This is a genomic window from Streptomyces sp. NPDC005752, from assembly GCF_040630715.1.
Taxonomy (GTDB): Bacteria; Actinomycetota; Actinomycetes; order Streptomycetales; family Streptomycetaceae; genus Streptomyces.
Genome location: NZ_JBEXYB010000018.1, coordinates 76,911 through 99,328, shown reverse-complemented (window position 1 = coordinate 99,328; position 22,418 = coordinate 76,911). Strand labels below are relative to the sequence as shown.

The window sequence follows — 22,418 nt, the reverse complement described above, 5'->3', positions numbered from 1 at the left end:
CAACCCTCGCCCTTAACCGAAAAAGTTCCGCACGTGCTCCAGGCCGTCCACCAGGGCGTCGACCTCGGCGGGCGTGGAGTACAGATAGAACGACGCCCGCGTGGTCGCAGGAATTCCGTACCGCAGGCACACCGGCCGGGCACAGTGGTGTCCGACCCGGACCGCGATGCCCTGCTCGTCGAGCACCTGACCCACGTCGTGCGGGTGGATGTCGCCGAGCGTGAAGGAGATCGTCGCGCCCCGGTCCTCGGCCGTGGACGGGCCGATGATCCGGAGGTCCGGGACCTCCAGGAGCCTGCGCACCGCGTACTCGGTGATCGCCTGCTCATGGCGGTGGATGTTCTCCATGCCGATGGCCGAGAGGTAGTCCACGGCCGCGCCGAGGCCGACGGCCTGCGCGATCGGGGGCGTTCCCGCCTCGAACTTGTGCGGCGCGGGGGCGTACGTCGACGAGTGCATCGACACGGTCTCGATCATCTCGCCGCCGCCGAGGAACGGGGGCAGGTCCTCCAGGAGCTCCTGCCGTCCCCAGAGCACGCCGATGCCGGTCGGGCCGACCATCTTGTGTCCGGTGAAGGCGACGAAGTCGGCCTGCAGCGCCTGCACGTCGAGCACCATGTGCGGGGCGGCCTGCGAGGCGTCGATGCAGACCAGCGCGCCGACCTGCTGGGCACGCCGGACGATCGTCTCGACCGGGTTGATCGTGCCCATGATGTTGGAGACCAGCGTGAAGGAGACGATCTTCGTCTTCTCCGTGATGATCTCGTCGATGTTGGACAGGTCGAGCCGGCCGTCGTCGGTGATGCCGAACCACTTCAGCTTCGCGCCGGTGCGCTGCGAGAGCAGCTGCCACGGCACGATGTTGGAGTGGTGCTCCATCTCCGTGGTGACGATCTCGGTGTCGCTGTCGACCCGGTAGGGCTCATCCGCCCAGCCGAGCATGTTGGCGACGAGGTTGAGCGACTCCGAGGCGTTCTTGGTGAAGATCACCTCGTTGCGGCTGGGTGCGTTGATGAAGGCCGCGACCTTGTCACGAGCGCCTTCGTACAGCGCGGTGGCCTCCTCCGCGATGGTGTACACACCGCGGTGGACGTTGGCGTTGTGCCGCTCGTAGTACTCACTGAGAGCGTCGAGCACCTGCCGCGGCTTCTGCGAGGTCGCCGCACTGTCCAGGTACACGATCTTCTTGCCGTCGTGGACCGTGCGGTCCAGGATCGGGAAGTCCTTGCGGATCGCCTCGGTGTCGAGGAGGCCGGAGAGCCCCTGTCGGGCGTCAGTCACGCGACCGTACCTCCTGAGTTCGCTCCGCTCACGGGGCCACCCTTCGTGTAGGCCTCGTAGCCCTCGTTCTCCAGCTGGTCGGCCAGCTCGGCACCGCCGGAGGCGGCGATCCGGCCGTTGGCGAAGACGTGCACGTAGTCGGGCTTGATGTACTTGAGGATGCGTGTGTAGTGGGTGATCAGCAGGGTGCCGACCTCACCGGCCTCGCGCACCCGGTTGACGCCCTCGGAGACCGTCTTCAGCGCGTCGACGTCGAGGCCGGAGTCGGTCTCGTCGAGGATCGCGATCTTCGGCTTGAGGAGCTCCAGCTGGAGGATCTCGTGGCGCTTCTTCTCGCCGCCGGAGAAGCCCTCGTTGACGTTGCGCTCGGCGAAGGCGGGGTCCATCTGGAGCCCGGCCATCGTCTCCTTGACCTCCTTCACCCACGTCCGCAGCTTGGGGGCCTCGCCGCGGACGGCGGTGGCGGAGGTGCGCAGGAAGTTGGAGACCGAGACACCGGGGATCTCCACCGGGTACTGCATGGCGAGGAACAGGCCGGCGCGGGCCCGCTCGTCGACGGACATCTCCAGGACGTCCTCGCCGTCCAGGGTCACCGTGCCACTCGTGATCGTGTACTTGGGGTGACCCGCGAGCGAGTAGGCGAGGGTGGACTTGCCGGACCCGTTCGGGCCCATGATGGCGTGCGTCTCGCCCTGCTTCACGGTCAGGTCGACGCCCTTGAGGATCTCCTTCGTGGCGTTGTCGGCCTCGACGGAGACGTGCAGGTCGCGGATTTCAAGCGTTGCCATGGGTGACTCAGGACTCCTGGGTGACGGAGACGAGCACATCGTCCCCTTCGATCTTTACGGGGTATACGGGGACGGGGCGCGTCGCGGGAAGAGCGGACGGCTTGCCGGTGCGGAGGTCGAAGCTCGATCCGTGCAGCCAACACTCGATCGCGCAGTCCTCCACCTCGCCCTCCGACAGCGAGACGTTCGCGTGCGAGCAGATGTCGTTGATCGCGAACACCTCGCCCTCGGTGCGGACGACGGAGACCGGCGTGCCGTCGAGCTCCACCCTCTTGGGGGTGTCGTCCTCCAGCTCGCTCAGCGCACAGGCTTTGACGAAGGCCATCTCAGACCGACGCCTTCAGCTCGGCCTCGATCTTGTCGAGGAGCCGGGCCTCGACGTCCGGCAGGCCGATCTGCTGGACCAGCTCGGCGAAGAAGCCGCGCACGACGAGCCGGCGGGCCTCCTCGGAGGGGATACCGCGGGACTGGAGGTAGAACAGCTGCTCGTCGTCGAAGCGGCCGGTCGCCGAGGCGTGGCCGGCTCCGACGATCTCGCCGGTCTCGATCTCCAGGTTCGGCACGGAGTCGACACGGGCACCGTCGGTGAGGACCAGGTTGCGGTTCATCTCGTAGGTGTCGGTGCCTTCGGCGGCGGCCTGGATGAGCACGTCACCGATCCACACGGCGTGGGCGTCGTCGCCCTGGAGGGCGCCCTTGTACACCGCGTTGGACTTGCAGTGCGGGGTGTTGTGGTCGACCAGGAGGCGGTGCTCCTGGTGCTGGCCCTTGTCGGTGAAGTACAGGCCGAAGAGCTCGGCCTCGCCGCCGGTGGCGGCGTAGGCGACCCGCGGGTGCAGACGGACGAGGTCCCCGCCGAACGTCACGACGACCGACTTGAACGAGGCGTCCCGGCCGACCAGCGCGTTGTGCTGGCCGACGTGGACGGCCGTGTCGTCCCAGTCCTGGACGGAGACGACGGTCAGCTTGGCGCCGTCGCCCAGGACGTAGTCGACGTTGGCGGCGAGCACGGCGTCACCGGTGTGGTCGATGACGACGACGGCCTCGGCGAAGGCACCCAGCTCGATGACCTGGTGGCCGTAGGCCACGCCGCCCTCACCGTGCACCGCGATCCGGACCGGCTCGGTGAGCACGGCCTCCTTGGCGACCGTGACGACCGAGGCGTGCTGGAAGGACGAGTACGCCTGGGCGGCGACCCGGTCGACCGGCGTTCCGGCCCTGCCGAGCCGCGCGTCGTCGCGGCCGACGGTCTCGACCGTGACGCCGGAGGGCGCCTCGACGACGACCTTGACCCCGTCACCGGTGGCGACGGCGGTGCCGTTGTGCAGGCCGCGCAGCCGCTCCAGCGGGGTGAACCGCCACTCCTCCTCGCGGCCGTGCGGGACCGGGAAGTCCGCGACGTCGAAGGACGGGGGGGCGCTCATGCGCGTGGCGACGGTGGACTCGGCCGCCACCGCGACGGACCCGGCGGTGGTGGAGCCCGCAGGGATGTTCAAAGCCTCAGCCATGGCTGTCGTGGTGCTCGCTTTCTCAGTCAAGGAACTCTCGGGTCGATCGGCGGACGGCGCGTGGCCGTACTAGCCGACCGAACCCTCCATCTGCAGCTCGATCAGCCGGTTGAGCTCCAGGGCGTACTCCATCGGCAGCTCCTTGGCGATCGGCTCGACGAAGCCGCGCACGATCATCGCCATGGCCTCGAACTCGGTCATCCCACGGCTCATCAGGTAGAAGAGCTGGTCCTCGGAGACCTTGGAGACCGTCGCCTCGTGGCCCATCGACACGTCGTCCTCGCGGACGTCGACGTAGGGATAGGTGTCGGAGCGGGAGATCGTGTCCACGAGCAGCGCGTCGCACAGCACGTTGGACTTGGCGCCCGGCGCGCCCTCGCCGATCTCGATGAGACCGCGGTAGGAGGTGCGTCCGCCGCCTCGCGCCACCGACTTGGAGACGATGTTGGAGGAGGTGTTCGGTGCCATGTGGACCATCTTGGCGCCGGCGTCCTGGTGCTGGCCCTCGCCCGCGAAGGCGATGGACAGGGTCTCGCCCTTGGCGTGCTCGCCCATCAGGTAGACGGCCGGGTACTTCATGGTGACCTTGGAGCCGATGTTGCCGTCGACCCATTCCATGGTCGCGCCCTCGTACGCCACGGCGCGCTTGGTGACGAGGTTGTAGACGTTGTTCGACCAGTTCTGGATGGTCGTGTAGCGGCAGCGGCCGCCCTTCTTCACGATGATCTCGACGACCGCGGAGTGCAGCGAGTCCGAGGAGTAGATCGGCGCGGTGCAGCCCTCGACGTAGTGGACGTAGGCGTCCTCGTCGACGATGATCAGCGTCCGCTCGAACTGGCCCATGTTCTCCGTGTTGATACGGAAGTAGGCCTGGAGCGGGATCTCGACGTGCACGCCCTTCGGCACGTAGATGAAGGAGCCGCCGGACCACACCGCGGAGTTCAGCGAGGCGAACTTGTTGTCACCGACGGGGATGACGGTGCCGAAGTACTCCCTGAAGAGCTCCGGGTGCTCCTTGAGCGCGGTGTCGGTGTCCATGAAGATGACACCCTGCGCCTCCAGCTCCTCGTTGATCTGGTGGTAGACGACCTCGGACTCGTACTGCGCGGCGACACCGGCGACCAGGCGCTGCTTCTCCGCCTCCGGGATGCCGAGCTTGTCGTACGTGTTCTTGATGTCCTCGGGCAGGTCCTCCCAGGACTCCGCCTGCTTCTCGGTGGACCGCACGAAGTACTTGATGTTGTCGAAGTCGATGCCCGAGAGGTCGGAGCCCCAGTTCGGCATGGGCTTCTTGCCGAAGAGCTTGAGGCCCTTGAGCCGGAGCTTCAGCATCCACTCCGGCTCGTTCTTCTTCTCCGAGATGTCGCGGACGACAGCTTCGGACAGGCCGCGCTTCGCCGCCGCGCCTGCCGCGTCGGAGTCGGCCCAGCCGAATTCGTACGTGCCCAGGCCATCGAGCTCAGGGTGGGCAGTCTCCGTAGGGAGCGTCATGCGGGGTTCCTCCCGGCCGTACTTGCAGATGCTGAATGAGTGGTCTGTGAAGCCTGTGGTGCTGTGGGGCTGCTGCGCGGAACGAACGTCGTGCACACACCGTCGCCGTGGGCGAGGGTGGCGAGACGCTGCACATGGGTCCCGAGCAGGCTGGAGAAGAATTCCGTCTCCGCCTCGCACAGCTGCGGGAACTGCTCGGCTACGTGCGCGACCGGGCAGTGGTGCTGGCAGAGCTGCTCGCCCTGCTGAGCGCCCGGAGCGCTACGCGCCGTAGCAGCGTACCCGTCGGCGGACAAGGCCTTGGCCAAGGCCTCGGTGCGGGCCTCGGGGTCCGCGGACTCGATCACCGCCCGGTACTTCTCCGACTGCGCGGCCATCCTGGCGCGGGCGAAGGCGACGAGCGCCTCGTCCCCCGCCGACTCGGCGATCCAGCGCAGTGCGTCGGCGGCGAGCGTGTCGTAGGACTGGTCGAACGCGTCCCGGCCGCAGTCGGTGAGGGCGAAGACCTTGGCCGGACGGCCACGGGTCCGCGCTCCGTACACCCGCTGTTCGCGGGCCTCGACCACGTCGTCGGACATGAGGGTGTCGAGGTGCCGGCGCACGGCGGCCTGAGTCAGGCCGACGCGCTTGGCCAGATCGGCGGCGGTGGAGGGGCCGTGGTCCAGGATGGAGCGCGCGACCCGGTTGCGCGTCGAACGCTCACCGGTCGCGAGTTCCTCCTGGGGAGCCTCGCCCACGTATTTCACAACGCCATTGTTGCGTAATTCCTCCGGGCGTGACAACCCGCCTCGGAGCCGGGCCCGGTGCCCTTCATCACTTAGGTAAACCTAAATTGACCTGCGGAAACAGACGGTCACCGGAGGCAACCGCAGGTGGGCGCTCTCCGGCCCGGCCGGCGGCCGGAGCCCCGCGAACACCGCGAGGACGTGCCGGACGACGTGGGGAACCCGGCGCGTCGGACCCTTCTCCCGCCCGCCTAGACTTGCCCGCCATGAGCAGTGAGCCCGTCGTACAGGCCAGGGGCCTGGTCAAGCGGTACGGCACGAAGACGGCGGTGGACGGCCTCGACCTGGAGGTCTCGGCGGGCGCGGTGACCGCGGTCCTCGGACCGAACGGCGCCGGGAAGACCACCACGATCGAGACGTGCGAGGGTTACCGGCGGCCGGACGGCGGGACCGTGCGGGTCCTCGGCCTCGACCCCGTAGCCGACGCGACGGCGCTCCGCCCGCGTATCGGCGTGATGCTGCAGTCCGGTGGTGTGTACCCGGGTGCCCGCGCCGACGAGATGCTGCGCCACACGGCGAAGCTCCACGCCCACCCGCTGGACGTCGGCGCGCTCGTCGAACGTCTCGGACTCGGCAGCTGCGGCCGGACCACCTACCGGCGGCTCTCCGGCGGGCAGCAGCAGCGCCTCGCGCTGGCCATGGCGGTCGTCGGCCGCCCCGAGCTGGTCTTCCTGGACGAGCCGACGGCGGGTCTCGACCCGCAGGCCCGCCGGGCGACCTGGGACCTGATCCGGGAACTGCGGACCGACGGGGTGTCCGTCGTCCTCACCACGCACTTCATGGACGAGGCCGAGGAACTCGCCGACGACGTGGCCGTGATCGACGCCGGGCGGGTCGTCGCCCAGGGCAGCCCGGAGCGGCTGCGACGCGGCGGCGCCGAGAACACCCTGCGCTTCACGGGCCGTCCCGGACTGGACCTCGCCTCGCTGCTGAAGGCGCTGCCCGACGGCACCGAGGCGGCCGAGCTGACCACAGGCGCCTACCGCATCACCGGGCGGATCGACCCGGAGTTGCTCGCGACCGTCACCTCCTGGTGCGCCCAGCACGGCGTGATGCCGGACGGCATCGCGGTCGAGCGGCACACTCTGGAGGACGTCTTCCTGGAACTCACCGGCAAGGAGCTGCGCGCATGAGCGCCGGCACGTACACCCCGCGCCCCGGCGCCGCACCGCTGTCCCGCATGATCGCCGCGCAGGCCGCGCTGGAGACGCGGATGCTGCTGCGCAACGGCGAGCAGCTGCTGCTGACGGTGGTCATCCCGACGCTGCTGCTCGTGCTGTTCAGCGCCGTCGACATCGTCGACACGGGCGCCGGTGAGCCGGTCGACTTCCTGACACCCGGTGTCCTCGCGCTCGCGGTGATGTCGACGGCCTTCACGGGCCAGGCCATCGCGACGGGTTTCGAGCGGCGCTACGGAGTGCTCAAGCGGCTGGGCGCCTCGCCCCTGCCCCGCTGGGGCCTGATGGCGGCGAAGACCCTCTCCGTGCTGGTCACGGAGGTGCTGCAGATCGTCCTGCTGACGGTGATCGCCTTCGCGCTGGGCTGGTCGCCGCAGGGCGGCCCGTTCCCCGTGCTGCTGCTCCTGGTGCTGGGCACCGTGGCCTTCTCCGGGCTCGGGCTGCTGATGGCGGGAACGCTGAAGGCCGAGGCGACGCTGGCGGCCGCGAACCTGGTCTTCCTGCTGCTGCTGGTCGGGGGCGGGGTCATGGTGCCGCTGGACAGGTTCCCGGACGCCGTGCAGTCGGTGCTGGGTCTGCTGCCGATCTCCGCGCTCTCGGGCGGACTGCGGGACGTCCTCCAGCACGGCACGGCGATGCCCTGGGGCGACGCGGCGGTCCTGGGCGTGTGGTCGCTGCTCGGGCTGGGCGCCGCGGGCCGGTTCTTCCGCTGGGAGTGAGCGGCGATCCACCGCGGGATGTCCGGGGTCGGCCGTAATGCCCACCCCTCGTGAAATCATGCACAAGCTGTTCCCTACGATAGGGCGCGTGGAAACCCCCATCTCCTACATCGCCCAGCGCTGGACTCCGTCGGTGAAGACGGCCAGGCGCGCCGCGCTCACCGCGGTCGCGATGACCGTGTTCATCATCGTCACCGGCGGCGCGGTCCGGCTGACCGGTTCCGGTCTCGGCTGCGACACCTGGCCGAAGTGCACCGACGACAGCCTCTTCGCTACGCCCGAGCAGGGGCTGCACGGCGCCATCGAGTTCGGCAACCGGATGCTCACCTACGTCCTGTCGGCCGCGGTCGGCTGGGCGATCATCGCGGCGCGCTCCGTGAAACCCCGGCGGCGCGGTCTCACCCGCCTGGCCTGGTCGCAGTTCTGGCTGGTGATGGGGAACGCGGTCATCGGCGGGATCACGGTCTGGGCCGGCCTCAACCCGTGGTCGGTGGCGGGGCACTTCCTGCTCGCCAACTGCCTGCTCACGGTGGCGGTGCTCACCTGGGTGCGGATCGGCGAGGGCGACGGCGCGGCCCGCCCGCGTGCCCCGCGCCCGGTGCGGCAGCTCGCCTGGGCCGTCGTGGCCACCACGGTCGTCCTGATCGTGCTCGGCACCACCGTGACCGGCTCCGGCAAGCACGCCGGCGACAGCAGCGACGTCCCCCGCATGCCGTGGGACTGGAGCGCCGCCGCCCACGTCCACGCCATCGCCGCATGGGTCGTCTGCGCCCTGGCCGTCGCGATGTGGTTCGCCCTGCGCGTCGTCGACGCCCCCGCCGACACCCGGGCCCGCGCCCGTGACCTGCTGATCGTGCTGCTGGCGCAGGGCGCCGTCGGATACGTGCAGTACTTCAGCGACGTACCCGAGGTCCTGGTCGGCATCCACATGTTCGGCTCGGCCCTGCTGTGGATCGCGGTGCTGCGCCTGCTGCTGTCGCTGCGCGAGCGACCGGTGGCCCCGGCCGGCATTCCCGCGCCGACGGCCGGCGACCTGCCGGAGCACGCCACCGTCCGCTGAGCAAGAGCGCCTTCCCGGCTCGGTTCACCCGGCGTTTCGGCCATACGGGACCGCGCCCCTGGACCGGCGCCGCCCCGCCCTCCATCCTGGTCCCGGTCACCGACCGCGCGTCCGTCCGGGGGAGGGTGAGGCCATGGGATCGGGCTCGTGCTCCGGCGAACACCGCATGAACTGCTTCAACGAGAAGAGCTGGCCCGTGGCCGCCTTCCCGGACCGCGCCCAGCCCCTGCGCCGCGACGAGCTCCCCACGGTCCCGACCCGTGCGCCGGTGCTGATCGTGGTCGCCGCGGTGCTGCTCCTGGTGGCCGGCTTCTCCTGGAAGCTGGCCGGACTCGAACTGCTGCTCGTCCCCGTCCTCGTCCTGCTGGCACGCCGGCGCGTACGCGGAAGGCTCGTGGCCCTCGAGAAGGCGGCGAAGTTCGCCGACCGCACGTACGCGCCCGCGGGCAGCGGCCGGTCGGGCGCCGACATCCGGCACTGCTCCGGCTGCACGCGTGTCCTCGTACGCGACAAGGACACCGACTCCCCGGCCGACTACTCCTCCCCCACCGACGCCGACGGCTGGGCGGCCTGGGCCCGCCGGGGTGGCGCAGAACTGGCACCGGCCCCCCGGCCCGTCGAGCAGGGACCCTAGAAGTCCTAGGCGTTGTCGTTGGACGGGCCGCCGACCTGGATGCCCGCCATCCGGGACCACTCGTACGGGCCGGTGCGGACCTTGGCCGCGAACTCGCCGTCGAAGTCCTCGTGGACCGTGATGCCCGCCTTCCGCGCGGCGCTCTCGGCGACGGCGTAGGAGGGCGCGACCAGGTCGCCCCAGCCGCCGTCCTCGCCGACCAGCACGATGCGGGTGCCCGTCTGCCCGAGGTGGGCGAGCTGCCCCTCGGCGCCGCCGTGCGCCTTGGCGAAGGCGCCGATCTGCTTGGCGAGCTTCGCGGCCCTGCGCTCCGCGCGGGCCGCCTGCTTGCTGTCGTCCGTCTGCTGGGTCTGAGGCTCTGCCGTCTCTGCCATGAGCAGGATGCTACCGACGGGTAGACCAACCGGCGACGGGCGGGGTGCGTGGCATCGGCCACGTCCCCCGCCCGTCGGCGGACTCCAGGTGCGTGCGGGACTACCTCAGGAAGGGGTCCACCGCGACGGCGACGAAGAGGAGCGAGACATAGGTGATGGACCAGTGGAACAGCCGCATCTCCTTGAGCTTGGTGCCGGTGACACCGGACTTCGCCCGGTTCTGCAGACCGTGCGCCTCCCAGAGCCAGAAGCCGCCGGTGAGGACCGCCACCAGTGTGTAGAACCAGCCGGTGTAACCCAGTGGGGTCAGCAGCAGCGATACGCCGACCATCACCCAGCTGTAGACGACGATCTGGCGGGCGACCACCTTGTTGGAGGCGACGACCGGGAGCATCGGGACGCCGACCCGGGCGTAGTCCTCCTTGACCTTCATCGACAGCGGCCAGTAGTGCGGCGGCGTCCAGAAGAAGATGACGGCGAAAAGAATGACCGCGGCCCAGCTCATCGAATTGGTCACCGCGGACCAGCCGATGAGCACCGGCATACAGCCCGCGATTCCGCCCCAGACGATGTTCTGTGAGGTGCGGCGCTTCAGCAGCATGGTGTAGACGACCACGTAGAACAGAAGCGCGCCGAGCGAGAGCGCGGCCGAGAGCCAGTTGACGAAGAGTCCGAACCAGACCGTGGAAATCACCGCGAGGGTGATTCCGAAGGCGAGGCACTCCCGGGGGCTCACCATCCCGGTGACCAGCGGACGCTGTGACGTGCGGTCCATCAGCGCGTCGATGTCACGGTCGATATACATGTTGAGCGCATTGGCACCGCCCGCGGAGAGGAATCCGCCGATGGTGGTGGTGACCACGAGCCAGAGATCAGGCACGCCCTGAGCCGCGAGGAACATCACCGGAACGGTGGTGATCAGCAGCAACTCGATGATGCGCGGCTTGGTAAGAGCCACGAATGCCTTGATGCGGGCCCCGAACGGGCGTTGGCCCACCGGGCTCGGAGTCAAGGCGACCCCTGCGGGTCGGGACTCGACGGCCGTCACGCACACCCCTGACAGAGAAATCCCAGCAAGCTCCGGGCATGAAGGCCCGGTAAAGACTTGCGCGAACCAGACCACTGTAGACGTTGGGCATACGCCGCCCTTCGCGGGGGTGGGGTCGTGTTGGGGTGGCGCAGAAGTGAACGACGGCGCTCATACGGGAGGCGAACTCCGCAGGTCGCCCGCACTGTGGAAAGGGCAGAAGTACGGCCTTGCGACGGGGGTAGGCTCGACAATGCCCGGTGCGGTAGCCAGTCACCGGTTTACGAACAGTGGAGAGGAGCCCTGACTCAGGGTGAGCACCAAGCCGACCACCACAGACCTCCAGTGGACCGAATTGGACCAGCGGGCCGTGGACACCGTCCGTGTCCTCGCCGCGGACGCCGTACAGAAGGTCGGAAACGGCCACCCGGGTACGGCGATGAGCCTCGCTCCCGCCGCGTACACCCTTTTCCAGAAGGTGATGCGGCACGACCCGGCGGACGCGGAGTGGACCGGACGCGACCGGTTCGTGCTGTCCGCCGGCCACTCCAGCCTGACGCTGTACATCCAGCTCTACCTCGCCGGATACGGCCTGGAGCTGGACGACCTGAAGGCGTTCCGCACCTGGGGCTCCAAGACGCCCGGTCACCCGGAGTACGGCCACACCACCGGTGTCGAGACGACGACCGGCCCGCTGGGCCAGGGTGTCGCCAACGCCGTGGGCATGGCCATGGCCTCCCGCTACGAGCGCGGTCTCTTCGACCCGCAGGCGGCCCCCGGCACCTCCCCGTTCGACCACACCGTCTGGGTCGTCGCCGGTGACGGCTGCCTCCAGGAGGGCATCTCGGCCGAGGCGTCCTCGCTCGCCGGCCACCAGAAGCTCGGCAACCTGGTGCTGCTGTGGGACGACAACCACATCTCGATCGAGGGCGACACGGAGACCGCGGTCTCCGAGGACACCCTGAAGCGCTACGAGTCCTACGGCTGGCACGTCCAGCGTGTGGACCAGCTGCCCAGCGGCGACCTGGACCCCGAGGGTCTCCACCGTGCGCTGCTGGCCGCCAAGGCCGAGACGGAGCGCCCGTCGTTCATCGCGGCCCGCTCGATCATCGCCTGGCCCGCCCCGAACGCCCAGAACACCGAGGCCGCGCACGGCTCGGCACTCGGTGACGACGAGATCGCCGCCACCAAGCGGGTGCTCGGCTTCGACCCCGAGAAGACCTTCGAGGTCTCCGACGAGGTCATCTCCCACACCCGTGAGGCACTGGACCGCGGCCGTGAGGCCAAGGCCGAGTGGGAGAAGAGCTTCGCCGCGTGGCGCACCGCCAACCCGGAGCGCGCCGCCGACTTCGACCGGATCGCCGCCGGTGAGCTGCCCGCGGGCTGGGAGGACGAGCTCCCCGTCTTCGAGGCCGGTCACGCCGTCGCCACCCGTGCCGCCTCCGGCAAGGTCCTGCAGGCACTCGGTGGTGTCATCCCCGAGCTGTGGGGCGGCTCCGCCGACCTCGCGGGCTCGAACAACACCACGATCGACAAGACGTCGTCGTTCCTCCCGGCCGGAAACCCGCTGCCCGAGGCCGACCCGTACGGCCGGACGATCCACTTCGGCATCCGCGAGCACGCCATGGCCGCGGCCATGAACGGCATCGCACTGCACGGCAACACCCGCGTCTACGGCGGCACCTTCCTGGTGTTCTCCGACTACATGCGCAACGCCGTCCGGCTCTCCGCACTGATGCACCTGCCGGTGACGTACGTGTGGACGCACGACTCGGTCGGCCTCGGCGAGGACGGCCCGACGCACCAGCCGGTCGAGCACCTGGCCTCGCTGCGCGCCATCCCGGGCCTCAACGTCGTCCGTCCGGGCGACGCCAACGAGACGGCCATCGCCTGGCGCGAGATCCTCGAGCGGGGCAAGAAGGACTACGGCACGAGCGCGCCGCACGGTCTGGCGCTGTCCCGCCAGGGCCTGCCCACCTACCCGGCGAACGAGAACGCCGCCAAGGGCGGTTACGTGCTCTTCGACGCCGAGGGCGGCGAGGCGCAGGCCGTTCTGATCGCCACGGGTTCCGAGGTCCAGCTGGCCGTCGAGGCCCGCGACGAGCTCCAGGCGGCCGGCGTGCCGACCCGTGTGGTCTCGATGCCGTGTGTCGAGTGGTTCGAGGAGCAGGACAAGGGTTACAAGGACAGCGTGCTGCCGCCGTCCGTGAAGGCACGGGTCGCCGTCGAGGCGGGCATCGGCCTCACCTGGCACCGGTACGTGGGCGACGCGGGCCGGATCGTCTCGCTGGAGCACTTCGGCGCGTCGGCCGACGCCAAGGTCCTCTTCCGCGAGTTCGGCTTCACCGCCGCGCACGTGGCGGAAGCCGCCCGGGAATCTCTCGCCGCCGCTGCGCGCTGACGCGGTTATACGACTAGTAGGAGATGCAATTCTCATGACAGACGCACTCAAGCGCCTCTCCGACGAGGGCGTGGCGATCTGGCTCGACGACCTGTCCCGCACACGGATCACCTCCGGCAACCTCGCCGAGCTGATCGACCAGAGTCACGTCGTGGGTGTCACGACCAACCCGTCGATCTTCCAGAAGGCGATCTCCCAGGGCCACGGTTACGACCAGCAGCTCACGGACCTCGCCACCCGCAAGGTCACGGTCGACGAGGCCATCCGCATGATCACGACGGCCGACGTCCGTGACGCCGCCGACATCCTGCGCCCCGTCTTCGACGCCACCGGCGGCCAGGACGGCCGGGTCTCCATCGAGGTCGACCCGCGCCTGGCCCACCACACCGGGGCCACCGTCGCCGAGGCCAAGCAGCTGGCCTGGCTCGTGGACCGGCCGAACACGCTCATCAAGATCCCGGCGACCAAGGCCGGCCTGCCGGCGATCACCGAGGTCATCGGCAAGGGCATCAGCGTCAACGTCACGCTGATCTTCTCGCTGGAGCGCTACCGCGAGGTCATGGACGCCTACCTGGCGGGCCTGGAGAAGGCGAAGGCCGCGGGCCTCGACCTCTCCAAGATCCACTCCGTGGCGTCCTTCTTCGTGTCCCGTGTGGACACCGAGATCGACAAGCGCCTGGACGCGGTGGGCAGCGACGAGGCGAAGGCCGCGAAGGGCAAGTCCGCCCTCGCCAACGCCCGTCTGGCCTACGAGGCGTACGAGGAGGTCTTCGCGGGCGACCGCTGGGCCGCCCTGGACAAGGCGCAGGCCAACAAGCAGCGCCCGCTGTGGGCCTCGACCGGCGTGAAGGACCCGTCCCTCAAGGACACCCTGTACGTCGACGACCTGGTCGCGCCGAACACGGTCAACACCATGCCGGAGGCGACGCTGGACGCCGTGGCCGACCATGGGGAGATCTCCGGCAACACCGTCGCCGGCCGTTACGACCAGGCACGTGCCGACCTCGACGCGATCAAGAACCTCGGGGTCAGCTACGACGAAGTCGTCCAGCTGCTGGAGGACGAGGGCGTCGAGAAGTTCGAAGCCGCCTGGGTCGACCTGCTCAACTCCACCGAGGCCGAGCTCAAGCGCCTCGCTCCTTCGGAGGGCTGACCACCTTGTCTGGTGTTCCCGGAGCCAACCCGCTCCGTGACGCCCAGGACCGACGGCTCCCGCGTATCGCGGGGCCGTCGGGCCTGGTTATCTTTGGCGTCACGGGCGATTTGTCCCGTAAAAAGCTGATGCCCGCTGTCTACGACCTGGCCAATCGCGGCCTGCTGCCGCCGGGCTTCTCGCTCATCGGCTTCGCGCGCCGCGACTGGGAGGACGAGGACTTCGCCCAGGTCGTCCACGACGCCGTGAAAGAGCACTCCCGCACCCCGTTCCGCGAAGAGGTCTGGCAGCAGCTCAGCCAGGGCATGCGCTTCGTCCAGGGCAACTTCGACGACGACGACGCGTTCGAGACCCTCAGGGCCACGATCGAGGAGCTCGACAAGGCACAGGGCACGGGCGGCAACTTCGCCTTCTACCTCTCCGTGCCGCCGAAGTTCTTCCCCAAGGTGGTCCAGCAGCTCAAGAAGCACGGGCTGGCCGACCAGAAGGAAGGCAGCTGGCGACGGGCCGTCATCGAGAAGCCGTTCGGTCACGACCTGGAGAGCGCTCAGGAGCTCAACCACCTCGTGCACGACGTCTTCCCGCCGAACGAGGTCTTCCGCATCGACCACTACCTCGGCAAGGAGACGGTCCAGAACATCCTGGCGCTGCGCTTCGCCAACACGATGTGGGAGCCGATCTGGAACAGGTCGTACGTCGACCACGTCCAGATCACGATGGCCGAGGACATCGGCATCGGCGGCCGGGCCGGTTACTACGACGGCATCGGCGCGGCCCGTGACGTCATCCAGAACCACCTGCTCCAACTGCTCGCGCTGACGGCGATGGAGGAGCCCGGCTCCTTCCACCCGAAGGCACTGGTGGCCGAGAAGCTGAAGGTGCTGACGGCGGTGGAGCTGCCCGAGGACCTGGGCAAGCACACGGTGCGCGGGCAGTACGCGCACGCCTGGCAGGGTGGCGAGGAAGCGCTCGGCTATCTGGAGGAGGACGGTATCGACCCCAAGTCGAAGACCGACACCTTCGCCGCGATCAAGCTGACGATCAACAACCGCCGCTGGGCGGGCGTGCCGTTCTACCTCCGTACCGGCAAGCGCCTCGGCCGCCGTGTCACCGAGATCGCGGTCGTCTTCAAGCGCGCCCCGTACCTGCCCTTCGAGTCCGGTGCGACGGAGGAGCTCGGCGGCAACGCCCTGGTCATCCGGGTCCAGCCGGACGAGGGGGTCACGGTCCGGTTCGGCTCCAAGGTGCCGGGCACCTCCATGGAGGTGCGGGACGTCACGATGGACTTCGCCTACGGCGAGTCCTTCACGGAGTCCAGCCCGGAGGCGTACGAGCGGCTCATCCTCGATGTCCTGCTCGGCGACGCCAACCTCTTCCCGCGCCACCAGGAGGTCGAGCTCTCCTGGAACATCCTCGACCCGATCGAGGAGTACTGGGACAAGCACGGCAAGCCCGCCCAGTACGCGGCCGGCACCTGGGGTCCGGCCGAGGCCGACGAGATGCTCGCACGCGACGGACGGAGCTGGCGCCGGCCATGAAGATCGATCTCACGGAAACCACGTCCAGCAGGATCAACCAGGCGCTCGTCTCGGCGCGCCGTTCCATCGGCACCCCGGCGATCGGCATGGTGCTGACCCTCGTCGTCGTCACGGACGAGGAGAACGCCTACGACGCGCTCCGGGCGGCGAGCGACTCCTCCCGCGAGCACCCGTCGCGGATCATCGCGGTGATCAAGCGGGTCAGCAAGTCGCCGCGTGCGCGGCGCGACGCGCGGCTCGACGCCGAGATCCGGGTCGGCTCCGACGCGGGCTCGGGCGAGACCGTCGTGCTGCGTCTCCACGGTGAGCTGGCCAACCACGCCCAGTCGGTCGTCCTGCCGCTGCTGCTGCCGGACGCCCCGGTCGTCGTGTGGTGGCCCGAGGACGCTCCGGCGGACCCGGCCAGGGACCCGTTGGGCGCGCTCGCCCAGCGTCGTATCACCGACACCTACTCCGCCGAGCACCCGCTCGACGAGTTGTCGGTGCGTGCGGCGACCTACCGGCCCGGGGACACGGACCTGGCCTGGACCCGCATCACCCCGTGGCGCTCGATGCTGGCGGCCGCGCTCGACCAGCAGCCCGCCCAGGTCATCTCGGCGACGGTCGAGGGCGAGTCCGACAACCCGAGCTGTGAACTGCTGGCCATGTGGCTCGCGGACCGGCTCGGGGTCCCGGTGGAGCGCACACTCTCCGGTGGTCCCGGTCTGACGGCCGTGCGGCTGGAGACCAAGAACGGCGTGATCGTTCTGGACCGGCCCGACGGCTCGCTGGCCACGCTGTCCATGGCCGGCCAGCCGGACCGTGCCGTCGCGCTGAAGCGGCGGGAGACCGCCGAACTCCTCGCGGAGGAGCTGCGCCGTCTGGACCCGGACAACATCTACGAGGCCACGGTGAAGTTCGGCGTGGAGCGCCTCGGCGGGCCCACGGAGCCTTCGTCCGTCGGTTCGGGGCAGAAGCGGCCGGAGCCGACGGGTTCCGCCGCACCGGCCGCGAAGAAGGCGGCGGCCAAGAAGGCGGCGTCGAAGTGAGTGCTCCGCAGCTCGTCGTGCACCGCGACAAGGAGCTGATGGCCCAGGCCGCGGCGGCGAGGCTCATCACGAGGATCGTGGACGCCCAGGCGGCCCGCGGTCACGCCTCGGTGGTCCTCACCGGCGGGCGCAACGGCAACGGCCTGCTGGCGGCACTCGCCGGCTCGCCCGCCCGGGACGCGATCGACTGGTCGCGGCTCGACCTGTGGTGGGGCGACGAACGGTTCCTGCCCGAGGGCGACCCGGAGCGCAATGTCACGCAGGCCCGTGAGGCCCTGCTGGACAAGGTGGCGCTGGACCCGTCCCGGGTCCACGCGATGCCCGCGTCGGACGGGCCGTACGCCGGGGACGCCGACGCGGCCGCCGCCGGTTACGCGGCGGAGCTCGCCGCGGCGGCGGGCCCGGAGGATCACGGGCCGGTGCCGACGTTCGACGTGCTGATGCTGGGCGTCGGCCCGGACACCCACGTCGCGTCGCTCTTCCCGGAGCTGCCCGCGGTGCGGGAGACCGAGCGCACCGTCGTCGGTGTGCACGGCGCTCCCAAGCCGCCGCCCACCCGTGTCTCGCTCACGCTGCCCGCAATCCGGGCGGCGCGTGAGGTGTGGTTGCTGGCCGCGGGTGAGGACAAGGCGGAGGCCGCGGAGATCGCGCTGTCCGGGGCCGGGGAGATCCAGGCACCGGCGGCGGGGGCATACGGCCGCAGCCGCACCCTGTGGCTGCTGGACGCCGCGGCGGCCTCGAAGCTGCCGCGCGCGCTGTACCCGCCCGCCTCGGCGTAGGGGCGCGTCACGGAGGCCCGGTCCGCCCTGCACGGGCGGGTCGGGCCTCTGTCGTACGTCCGCCTGCGCGTATCGGCGGCAGGTCCGCGTCAGTCGCGCTCCAGGAAGGGCTCCAGGAGCCCCGGGACGGCGTCGGCGGCGAAGGCGAGGCCCTCGGACGCGTCGGTGTCGTGCGCCGTGTAGGCGCCGTTCCCGGCGGCCGTCGTGGCGGTGAGGCTCAGCAGCCCGGCCCGGCGCTGGAAGCAGGACTGCTTCAGCGTCCAGCCGATCACACCGGTCCGCCGCAGCGCCGCTGTGGAGCGCCGCACGGTGCCGGATCGTGTCACCAGGTACCCGCCGCTGAGCGTGTGCCCCAGCGACCTGTACGCGTCGACGGCCAGCAGGACCGCGACGGGCACGGACACCACCGCGCAGGCGAGCGCGGTCCACAGCAGTACGGGCGTCAGCAGGAGGCCCAACAGGACCTGGACGAGGACGGGCACCAGGGCCACGGCCAGGGCACGGCGGAGCCGCCGTGCGAGGGCCGCCCGGGGGTGCCCGGTGAGCGGGGCACCGGTCGGGGTGACGGACTCGCGCAGGACCTCGGCGGCGAGCGAGTCGGCCAGCGCCCGCGGCACGGCCGGCAGCAGGGTGTTGTGGTCGGCGCTCCGCGACTCCTCGTCCCGGGTCAGCCCGGTCGTGATCGCGTCCACCCGGGCGGCGCCCAGCAGCCGCACCCCCAGGGGCTCGACCAGGTCCACCCCGCGCAGCCGCCGCTCCTCGACGGACAGGGAACGCGAGGTGAACAGCCCGCGTCTCACCCGCAGGGTGCCGCCCGGTTCGCGCTCCAGACGGTAGTTCCACCACATCTCGATCCACAGCCCCAGCGCTCCGACGACGCCGGCGGCCAGCGCCACGACGACCAGGACGACGATCGCCCAGACCAGGGGGGTGTCCCGGAGACGATCGGCGACCCAGCCGATCACCTCGCCCTGCACGCCGGCCCACTCGCTGATCTGCATCACACCGCCGGCGGCCGCGCCACCGAGCATGGGCGCGGCGAAGGAGACGGGTGCGTAGCGGAGCCAGCGCGGATCGAGCGTGACGAGTTCGCCCTCGCGGTGCTTTCCGACGGTCTCGGGGGCCGCGCGGTCGAGGAGTTCGCGGCGCAGCCGCTCGCCCTCGGCGCGCGCGACGGCATCGAGTTCCAGCGTGGAGTCGCCGCCCGTGTGCTCGCCGGTGCCTATGCGGACCGTGACCAGCCCCAGGATCCGCAGCAGCGGGTGGGCGGTGAGGTCGACGCTGCGGATCCGTTCGCGGGCCAGCGAGCGGCGCTTCGCCAGGAGGAGCCCGGTGTGCAGATCGACGCGCTCACCGCCGACCCGGTAGCGGGTGCGCCGCCAGCGTACGTAGTCGCCGGCGGTGGCGCAGCCCGCCAGCAGGGCCGTCCCCGCCAGGGCCCAGCCGATGGCGGTCGCGTACCCGAGACGGCCGGACAACGCGATCGTGACGGGCACGGCGGCACCCACGGCGACTCCCACCGTGACCAGCGCCGTGACGAGCACCGTTCGGGGATGGAGCCGCCGCCAGCCCGGGCCGCTGTCGGCGGCGGTGCTCATGTGGCGTCCCCGGGGGTGCCCTGGGTGATGCGGGTCAGCCGCTCGGCGAGCCCGGCGGCGACCTCGTGGGTCAGCCCCTCGATCCGTACGGCGCCCTTCGCGGAGGCCGTGGTCACGGTGACCGTGGCCAGTCCGAAGAGCTGTTCCAGGGGCCCCCGCACGGTGTCCACGGTCTGGATGCGGGACATCGGCGCGATCCGCCATTCCCGCAGGAGGACCCCGGTGCTCACGTACACCGCCTCGTCGGTGACCTCCCAGCGGTGGGTGCGGAACCACCACAGGGGGAAGAGGACGGCACACAGCAGGCCGACGCCCGCCAGCACCGCGGCGGGCGTCAGCAGCCAGAATCTGGCCGGGGCTATGAGCGCGCCCAGGATGCCCAGGACCGAGACCGGTCCCGCGGTCAGCAGCAGCCACTGGGCCCGCCACCAGCCGACGGCCCTGGGATCCAGCGTGTTGCGCGGTGGCCTGAGCCGTATCGTCCCCTCCCCCGTGGTCATCGCTCAGCGGCCCCGCAGCGTGCGGTACGCCGCCACGAGCGCGGCGGTGGAGCTGTCCAGCTGTTCGCCGCCGGTGCCCTCGGTCAGGACGGGCTCGATCTTCTTGGCGAGGACCTTGCCCAGCTCGACGCCCCACTGGTCGAAGGAGTCGATGTTCCAGACCGCGCCCTGGACGAAGACCTTGTGCTCGTACAGCGCGATCAGCTGGCCGAGCACCGACGGGGTGAGCCGGTCGGCGAGGATCGTCGTCGTCGGGTGGTTGCCGCGGAACGTCTTGTGCGGGACGAGCTCCTCCGCCACACCTTCCGCGCGTACCTCGTCGGGCGTCCTGCCGAAGGCGAGGGCCTGCGTCTGGGCGAAGAAGTTCGCCATCAGCAGGTCGTGCTGGGCGATCAGGCCGGGCAGCAGGTCCTGGACCGGAGAGGCGAAGCCGATGAAGTCGGCCGGGATGACCTTCGTGCCCTGGTGGATCAGCTGGTAGTAGGCGTGCTGCCCGTTGGTGCCGGGGGTGCCCCAGACGACCGGGCCGGTCTGCCAGTCGACCGGATTGCCGTCCCGGTCCACGGACTTGCCGTTGGACTCCATGTCCAGCTGCTGCAGGTAGGCGGTGAACTTGGACAGGTAGTGGCTGTAGGGCAGGACAGCGTGCGACTGCGCGTCGAAGAAGGCGCCGTACCAGACACCCAGCAGGCCCAGCAGCAGCGGGGCGTTCTCCTCGGCGGGGGCGGTGCGGAAGTGCTCGTCGACGAGGTGGAAGCCGTCGAGCATCTCGCGGAACCGGTCCGGGCCGATGGCGATCATCAGCGAGAGGCCGATCGCCGAGTCGAAGGAGTAACGGCCGCCGACCCAGTCCCAGAACTCGAACATGTTGGCCGTGTCGATGCCGAAGTCCGTGACCTTGTCCGCGTTGGTCGAGAGCGCCACGAAGTGCTTGGCGACGGCTTCCTGACCCGCCCTCAGCCCGGTGAGCAGCCAGTCGCGCGCGGAGGTGGCGTTGGTGATGGTCTCGATCGTCGTGAAGGTCTTGGACGCCACGATGAACAGCGTCTCGGCGGGGTCCAGGTCCCGGACGGCCTCGTGGAGGTCGGCGCCGTCGACGTTCGACACGAAGCGGACGGTCAGCGAGCGGTCCGTGAAGGAACGCAGCACCTCGTAGGCCATGGCCGGCCCGAGGTCGGAGCCGCCGATGCCGATGTTGACGATGTTCTTCACCGGCTTGCCGGTGTGACCGGTCCACTCCCCGGCCCTGACCCGGTCGGAGAAGGCCGCCATCCTGTCGAGGACGTCGTGCACGGCCGGCACGACGTTCTCGCCGTCGACCTCGATCACGGCGCCCCGCGGAGCGCGGAGCGCGGTGTGCAGGACCGCGCGGTCCTCGGTGGTGTTGATCTTCTCGCCGCGGAACATCGCGTCGCGCAGCCCGGCCACGCCCGCGGCGCCGGCGAGGTCACGCAGCAGACGGAGCGTCTCGTCGGTGACCAGGTGCTTGGAGTAGTCGATGTGGAGGTCGCCGACCCGGAGGGTGTACGCGGCTCCGCGGTCCGGCGCGTCCGCGAACAGCCGGCGCAGATGGGTGTCGCCGAGCTCCTCACGGTGCTTGCCGAGGGCCGCCCATTCGGGCAGCTGGTTGAGCCTGGTTCGGCTTTGTGCGTTCATCCCGGAAATCGCCCACTTCTTCTCGTACCTGCAACCTTCCCCGCTGCCCCTCCAACCTAATTGATCTGGAGGGTGCGACGGGGCAACGGCGGGCTACGGGGCGGCATACGGGCGCCGGCCGGGCACCCAGGGGGTGACCGGCCGGTGAACAACTCTCTAGATCTCGCCGCGGAGTTTGGCGAGGGCTTCGGCGAGGATGGCTTCGCCGTCCGCGTCACTGCGCCGCTCGCGCACGTACGCCAGGTGCGTCTTGTACGGCTCGGTGCGCGGCGGAGCCGGCGGGCTGTCCCGGTCCTGTCCGGCCGGGAAGCCGCAGCGCGGGCAGTCCCAAATCTCCGGTACCTGCGCGTCATGGGCGAAGCTCGGCTGCGTCTCGTGCCCGTTCGAGCACCAGAAGGAGATGCGGAGGCGCGGCGCGGACTCGCCTCGCTCGGCCTCCCCCATCGGCCCCGCTCCGACCCGGCTTCCCCGGATCGCGTTGCCACTTGCCACGGTCGTAACTCCCTGCGTGATGGTGCTCGAAGATGCCCCAGTCTACGTAAGGCCCAACGCGCGTCCAGTGAAAGGAGTTACACCGTCACCGGGATTCGACGACGCCGGGTCAGCCGTCCAGCTTGATGAGCAGAGCAAGAACGACAATGCATGCGAACCAGGCCAGACCGACCACGACGGTGATGCGGTCGAGGTTCCGCTCGGCAACCGACGAGCCACCGACTGAGGACTGCATTCCGCCACCGAACATGTCGGAGAGGCCGCCGCCCTTCCCCTTGTGCATCAGCACCAGCAGCATCAGCAGCAGGCTGAAGACGATCAGGGCGATCTCGAACGCCAAAACCACGGCTGGTCCCTACTTTCCGGAATTCCTAGGACTGCATGTACGAACAGCGGGGGCCAGGGGGTGGACCCCCCTCGGCCCCCGC

General features: G+C 70.0%; 22 protein-coding genes. 9 read left to right on the top strand and 13 right to left on the bottom strand.

Going from position 1 to position 22,418, the window contains the following annotated elements:
* Nucleotides 1-12: 12 nt before the first annotated feature.
* The 6 genes from ABZ441_RS17175 to ABZ441_RS17150 all read right to left on the bottom strand — a co-directional run bounded on the left by ABZ441_RS17175 (nucleotide 13) and on the right by ABZ441_RS17150 (nucleotide 5,814).
* Nucleotides 13-1,281 (bottom strand): cysteine desulfurase, encoded by a 1,269-nt coding sequence (locus tag ABZ441_RS17175; protein ID WP_358974130.1) that lies wholly within the window; start codon nucleotides 1,279-1,281, stop codon nucleotides 13-15.
* Nucleotides 1,278-2,069 carry a Fe-S cluster assembly ATPase SufC gene (gene sufC / locus ABZ441_RS17170; protein WP_358974128.1) on the bottom strand — a complete coding sequence of 264 codons (792 nt, stop codon included), beginning with the start codon at nucleotides 2,067-2,069 and terminating at the stop codon, nucleotides 1,278-1,280. Before sufC ends, ABZ441_RS17175 begins: the two co-directional genes overlap by 4 nt.
* Nucleotides 2,070-2,076: 7 nt before the next feature.
* The gene (locus ABZ441_RS17165) at nucleotides 2,077-2,394 is read right to left on the bottom strand and encodes a bifunctional 3-phenylpropionate/cinnamic acid dioxygenase ferredoxin subunit (RefSeq protein WP_358974125.1); all 318 of its coding nucleotides are present in this window, start codon (nucleotides 2,392-2,394) and stop codon (nucleotides 2,077-2,079) included.
* Nucleotide 2,395: 1 nt separating this feature from the next.
* A complete protein-coding gene (gene sufD, locus ABZ441_RS17160; protein WP_358974123.1) occupies nucleotides 2,396-3,577 on the bottom strand; it encodes a Fe-S cluster assembly protein SufD in 1,182 nt (393 codons plus the stop codon).
* A 69-nt stretch (nucleotides 3,578-3,646) separates the two neighbouring features.
* Entirely contained in the window at nucleotides 3,647-5,068 is a 1,422-nt protein-coding gene (gene sufB / locus ABZ441_RS17155; RefSeq protein ID WP_358974121.1) for a Fe-S cluster assembly protein SufB, read from the bottom strand.
* Nucleotides 5,065-5,814 (bottom strand): metalloregulator ArsR/SmtB family transcription factor, encoded by a 750-nt coding sequence (locus ABZ441_RS17150; RefSeq protein WP_358974118.1) that lies wholly within the window; start codon nucleotides 5,812-5,814, stop codon nucleotides 5,065-5,067. The genes sufB and ABZ441_RS17150 overlap by 4 nt, the downstream gene beginning before the upstream one ends.
* A 245-nt stretch (nucleotides 5,815-6,059) precedes the next feature.
* On the opposite strand from ABZ441_RS17150, the gene ABZ441_RS17145 reads away from it, so the two are divergent.
* The 4 genes from ABZ441_RS17145 to ABZ441_RS17130 all read left to right on the top strand — a co-directional run bounded on the left by ABZ441_RS17145 (nucleotide 6,060) and on the right by ABZ441_RS17130 (nucleotide 9,444).
* Nucleotides 6,060-6,986 carry an ABC transporter ATP-binding protein gene (locus ABZ441_RS17145; RefSeq protein ID WP_358974116.1) on the top strand — a complete coding sequence of 309 codons (927 nt, stop codon included), beginning with the start codon at nucleotides 6,060-6,062 and terminating at the stop codon, nucleotides 6,984-6,986.
* Complete coding sequence (locus ABZ441_RS17140) at nucleotides 6,983-7,750, top strand: ABC transporter permease (protein WP_358974113.1); 768 nt, start codon at nucleotides 6,983-6,985, stop codon at nucleotides 7,748-7,750. The genes ABZ441_RS17145 and ABZ441_RS17140 overlap by 4 nt, the downstream gene beginning before the upstream one ends.
* A 79-nt stretch (nucleotides 7,751-7,829) precedes the next feature.
* The gene (locus tag ABZ441_RS17135; protein ID WP_358974276.1) at nucleotides 7,830-8,810 is read left to right on the top strand and encodes a COX15/CtaA family protein; all 981 of its coding nucleotides are present in this window, start codon (nucleotides 7,830-7,832) and stop codon (nucleotides 8,808-8,810) included.
* Between the two features lie 133 nt (nucleotides 8,811-8,943).
* A complete protein-coding gene (locus ABZ441_RS17130) occupies nucleotides 8,944-9,444 on the top strand; it encodes a hypothetical protein (RefSeq protein WP_358974111.1) in 501 nt (166 codons plus the stop codon).
* A 5-nt stretch (nucleotides 9,445-9,449) separates the two neighbouring features.
* Here ABZ441_RS17130 and ABZ441_RS17125 read toward each other — a convergent pair whose 3' ends face one another.
* Both ABZ441_RS17125 and ABZ441_RS17120 read right to left on the bottom strand, forming a co-directional pair.
* Entirely contained in the window at nucleotides 9,450-9,818 is a 369-nt protein-coding gene (locus tag ABZ441_RS17125; RefSeq protein WP_358974108.1) for a hypothetical protein, read from the bottom strand.
* Between the two features lie 100 nt (nucleotides 9,819-9,918).
* Complete coding sequence (locus ABZ441_RS17120; RefSeq protein WP_358974106.1) at nucleotides 9,919-10,872, bottom strand: heme o synthase; 954 nt, start codon at nucleotides 10,870-10,872, stop codon at nucleotides 9,919-9,921.
* 286 nt (nucleotides 10,873-11,158) lie between these two features.
* Here ABZ441_RS17120 and tkt point away from each other — a divergent pair, with 286 nt between their 5' ends.
* The 5 genes from tkt to pgl are packed head-to-tail and all read left to right on the top strand — an operon-like array spanning nucleotide 11,159 to nucleotide 17,744.
* Nucleotides 11,159-13,246, top strand: a complete 2,088-nt coding sequence (gene tkt, locus ABZ441_RS17115) for a transketolase (RefSeq protein WP_358974104.1) — start codon at nucleotides 11,159-11,161, stop codon at nucleotides 13,244-13,246.
* 34 nt (nucleotides 13,247-13,280) lie between these two features.
* Nucleotides 13,281-14,399, top strand: coding sequence for a transaldolase (gene tal / locus ABZ441_RS17110; RefSeq protein WP_205019490.1), 1,119 nt, complete (start codon nucleotides 13,281-13,283; stop codon nucleotides 14,397-14,399).
* A 5-nt stretch (nucleotides 14,400-14,404) separates the two neighbouring features.
* Nucleotides 14,405-15,937 carry a glucose-6-phosphate dehydrogenase gene (zwf, locus tag ABZ441_RS17105; protein ID WP_358974101.1) on the top strand — a complete coding sequence of 511 codons (1,533 nt, stop codon included), beginning with the start codon at nucleotides 14,405-14,407 and terminating at the stop codon, nucleotides 15,935-15,937.
* Nucleotides 15,934-16,965: a glucose-6-phosphate dehydrogenase assembly protein OpcA gene (opcA, locus tag ABZ441_RS17100; RefSeq protein ID WP_358974098.1), complete on the top strand. Its 1,032-nt coding sequence runs from the start codon at nucleotides 15,934-15,936 to the stop codon at nucleotides 16,963-16,965. Before zwf ends, opcA begins: the two co-directional genes overlap by 4 nt.
* Nucleotides 16,962-17,744, top strand: a complete 783-nt coding sequence (gene pgl, locus ABZ441_RS17095; RefSeq protein WP_358974096.1) for a 6-phosphogluconolactonase — start codon at nucleotides 16,962-16,964, stop codon at nucleotides 17,742-17,744. The genes opcA and pgl overlap by 4 nt, the downstream gene beginning before the upstream one ends.
* An 89-nt stretch (nucleotides 17,745-17,833) precedes the next feature.
* On the opposite strand, the gene ABZ441_RS17090 is transcribed toward pgl, so the two are convergent.
* The 5 genes from ABZ441_RS17090 to secG form a co-directional block, all read right to left on the bottom strand.
* Nucleotides 17,834-19,342: a PH domain-containing protein gene (locus tag ABZ441_RS17090; protein ID WP_358974093.1), complete on the bottom strand. Its 1,509-nt coding sequence runs from the start codon at nucleotides 19,340-19,342 to the stop codon at nucleotides 17,834-17,836.
* Complete coding sequence (locus ABZ441_RS17085) at nucleotides 19,339-19,842, bottom strand: PH domain-containing protein (protein WP_358974090.1); 504 nt, start codon at nucleotides 19,840-19,842, stop codon at nucleotides 19,339-19,341. Before ABZ441_RS17085 ends, ABZ441_RS17090 begins: the two co-directional genes overlap by 4 nt.
* Nucleotides 19,843-19,845: 3 nt before the next feature.
* Complete coding sequence (gene pgi / locus ABZ441_RS17080) at nucleotides 19,846-21,498, bottom strand: glucose-6-phosphate isomerase (protein WP_358974088.1); 1,653 nt, start codon at nucleotides 21,496-21,498, stop codon at nucleotides 19,846-19,848.
* A gap of 156 nt (nucleotides 21,499-21,654) precedes the next feature.
* Entirely contained in the window at nucleotides 21,655-21,990 is a 336-nt protein-coding gene (locus ABZ441_RS17075) for an RNA polymerase-binding protein RbpA (protein WP_358974085.1), read from the bottom strand.
* A gap of 109 nt (nucleotides 21,991-22,099) precedes the next feature.
* Nucleotides 22,100-22,336 (bottom strand): preprotein translocase subunit SecG, encoded by a 237-nt coding sequence (gene secG, locus ABZ441_RS17070; RefSeq protein WP_205019497.1) that lies wholly within the window; start codon nucleotides 22,334-22,336, stop codon nucleotides 22,100-22,102.
* Between the last annotated feature and the right edge of the window lie 82 nt (nucleotides 22,337-22,418).

What these genes read in the sequence shown, in the direction of transcription:
- sufC (WP_358974128.1), bottom strand. Translation starts at nt 2,069, where the DNA reads ATGGCAACGCTTGAAATCCGCGACCTGCACGTCTCCGTCGAGGCCGAC.
- ABZ441_RS17165 (WP_358974125.1), bottom strand. Translation starts at nt 2,394, where the DNA reads ATGGCCTTCGTCAAAGCCTGTGCGCTGAGCGAGCTGGAGGACGACACC.
- sufD (WP_358974123.1), bottom strand. Translation starts at nt 3,577, where the DNA reads ATGGCTGAGGCTTTGAACATCCCTGCGGGCTCCACCACCGCCGGGTCC.
- sufB (WP_358974121.1), bottom strand. Translation starts at nt 5,068, where the DNA reads ATGACGCTCCCTACGGAGACTGCCCACCCTGAGCTCGATGGCCTGGGC.
- ABZ441_RS17145 (WP_358974116.1), top strand. Translation starts at nt 6,060, where the DNA reads ATGAGCAGTGAGCCCGTCGTACAGGCCAGGGGCCTGGTCAAGCGGTAC.
- ABZ441_RS17140 (WP_358974113.1), top strand. Translation starts at nt 6,983, where the DNA reads ATGAGCGCCGGCACGTACACCCCGCGCCCCGGCGCCGCACCGCTGTCC.
- ABZ441_RS17130 (WP_358974111.1), top strand. Translation starts at nt 8,944, where the DNA reads ATGGGATCGGGCTCGTGCTCCGGCGAACACCGCATGAACTGCTTCAAC.
- ABZ441_RS17125 (WP_358974108.1), bottom strand. Translation starts at nt 9,818, where the DNA reads ATGGCAGAGACGGCAGAGCCTCAGACCCAGCAGACGGACGACAGCAAG.
- tal (WP_205019490.1), top strand. Translation starts at nt 13,281, where the DNA reads ATGACAGACGCACTCAAGCGCCTCTCCGACGAGGGCGTGGCGATCTGG.
- opcA (WP_358974098.1), top strand. Translation starts at nt 15,934, where the DNA reads ATGAAGATCGATCTCACGGAAACCACGTCCAGCAGGATCAACCAGGCG.
- ABZ441_RS17090 (WP_358974093.1), bottom strand. Translation starts at nt 19,342, where the DNA reads ATGAGCACCGCCGCCGACAGCGGCCCGGGCTGGCGGCGGCTCCATCCC.
- ABZ441_RS17085 (WP_358974090.1), bottom strand. Translation starts at nt 19,842, where the DNA reads ATGACCACGGGGGAGGGGACGATACGGCTCAGGCCACCGCGCAACACG.
- pgi (WP_358974088.1), bottom strand. Translation starts at nt 21,498, where the DNA reads ATGAACGCACAAAGCCGAACCAGGCTCAACCAGCTGCCCGAATGGGCG.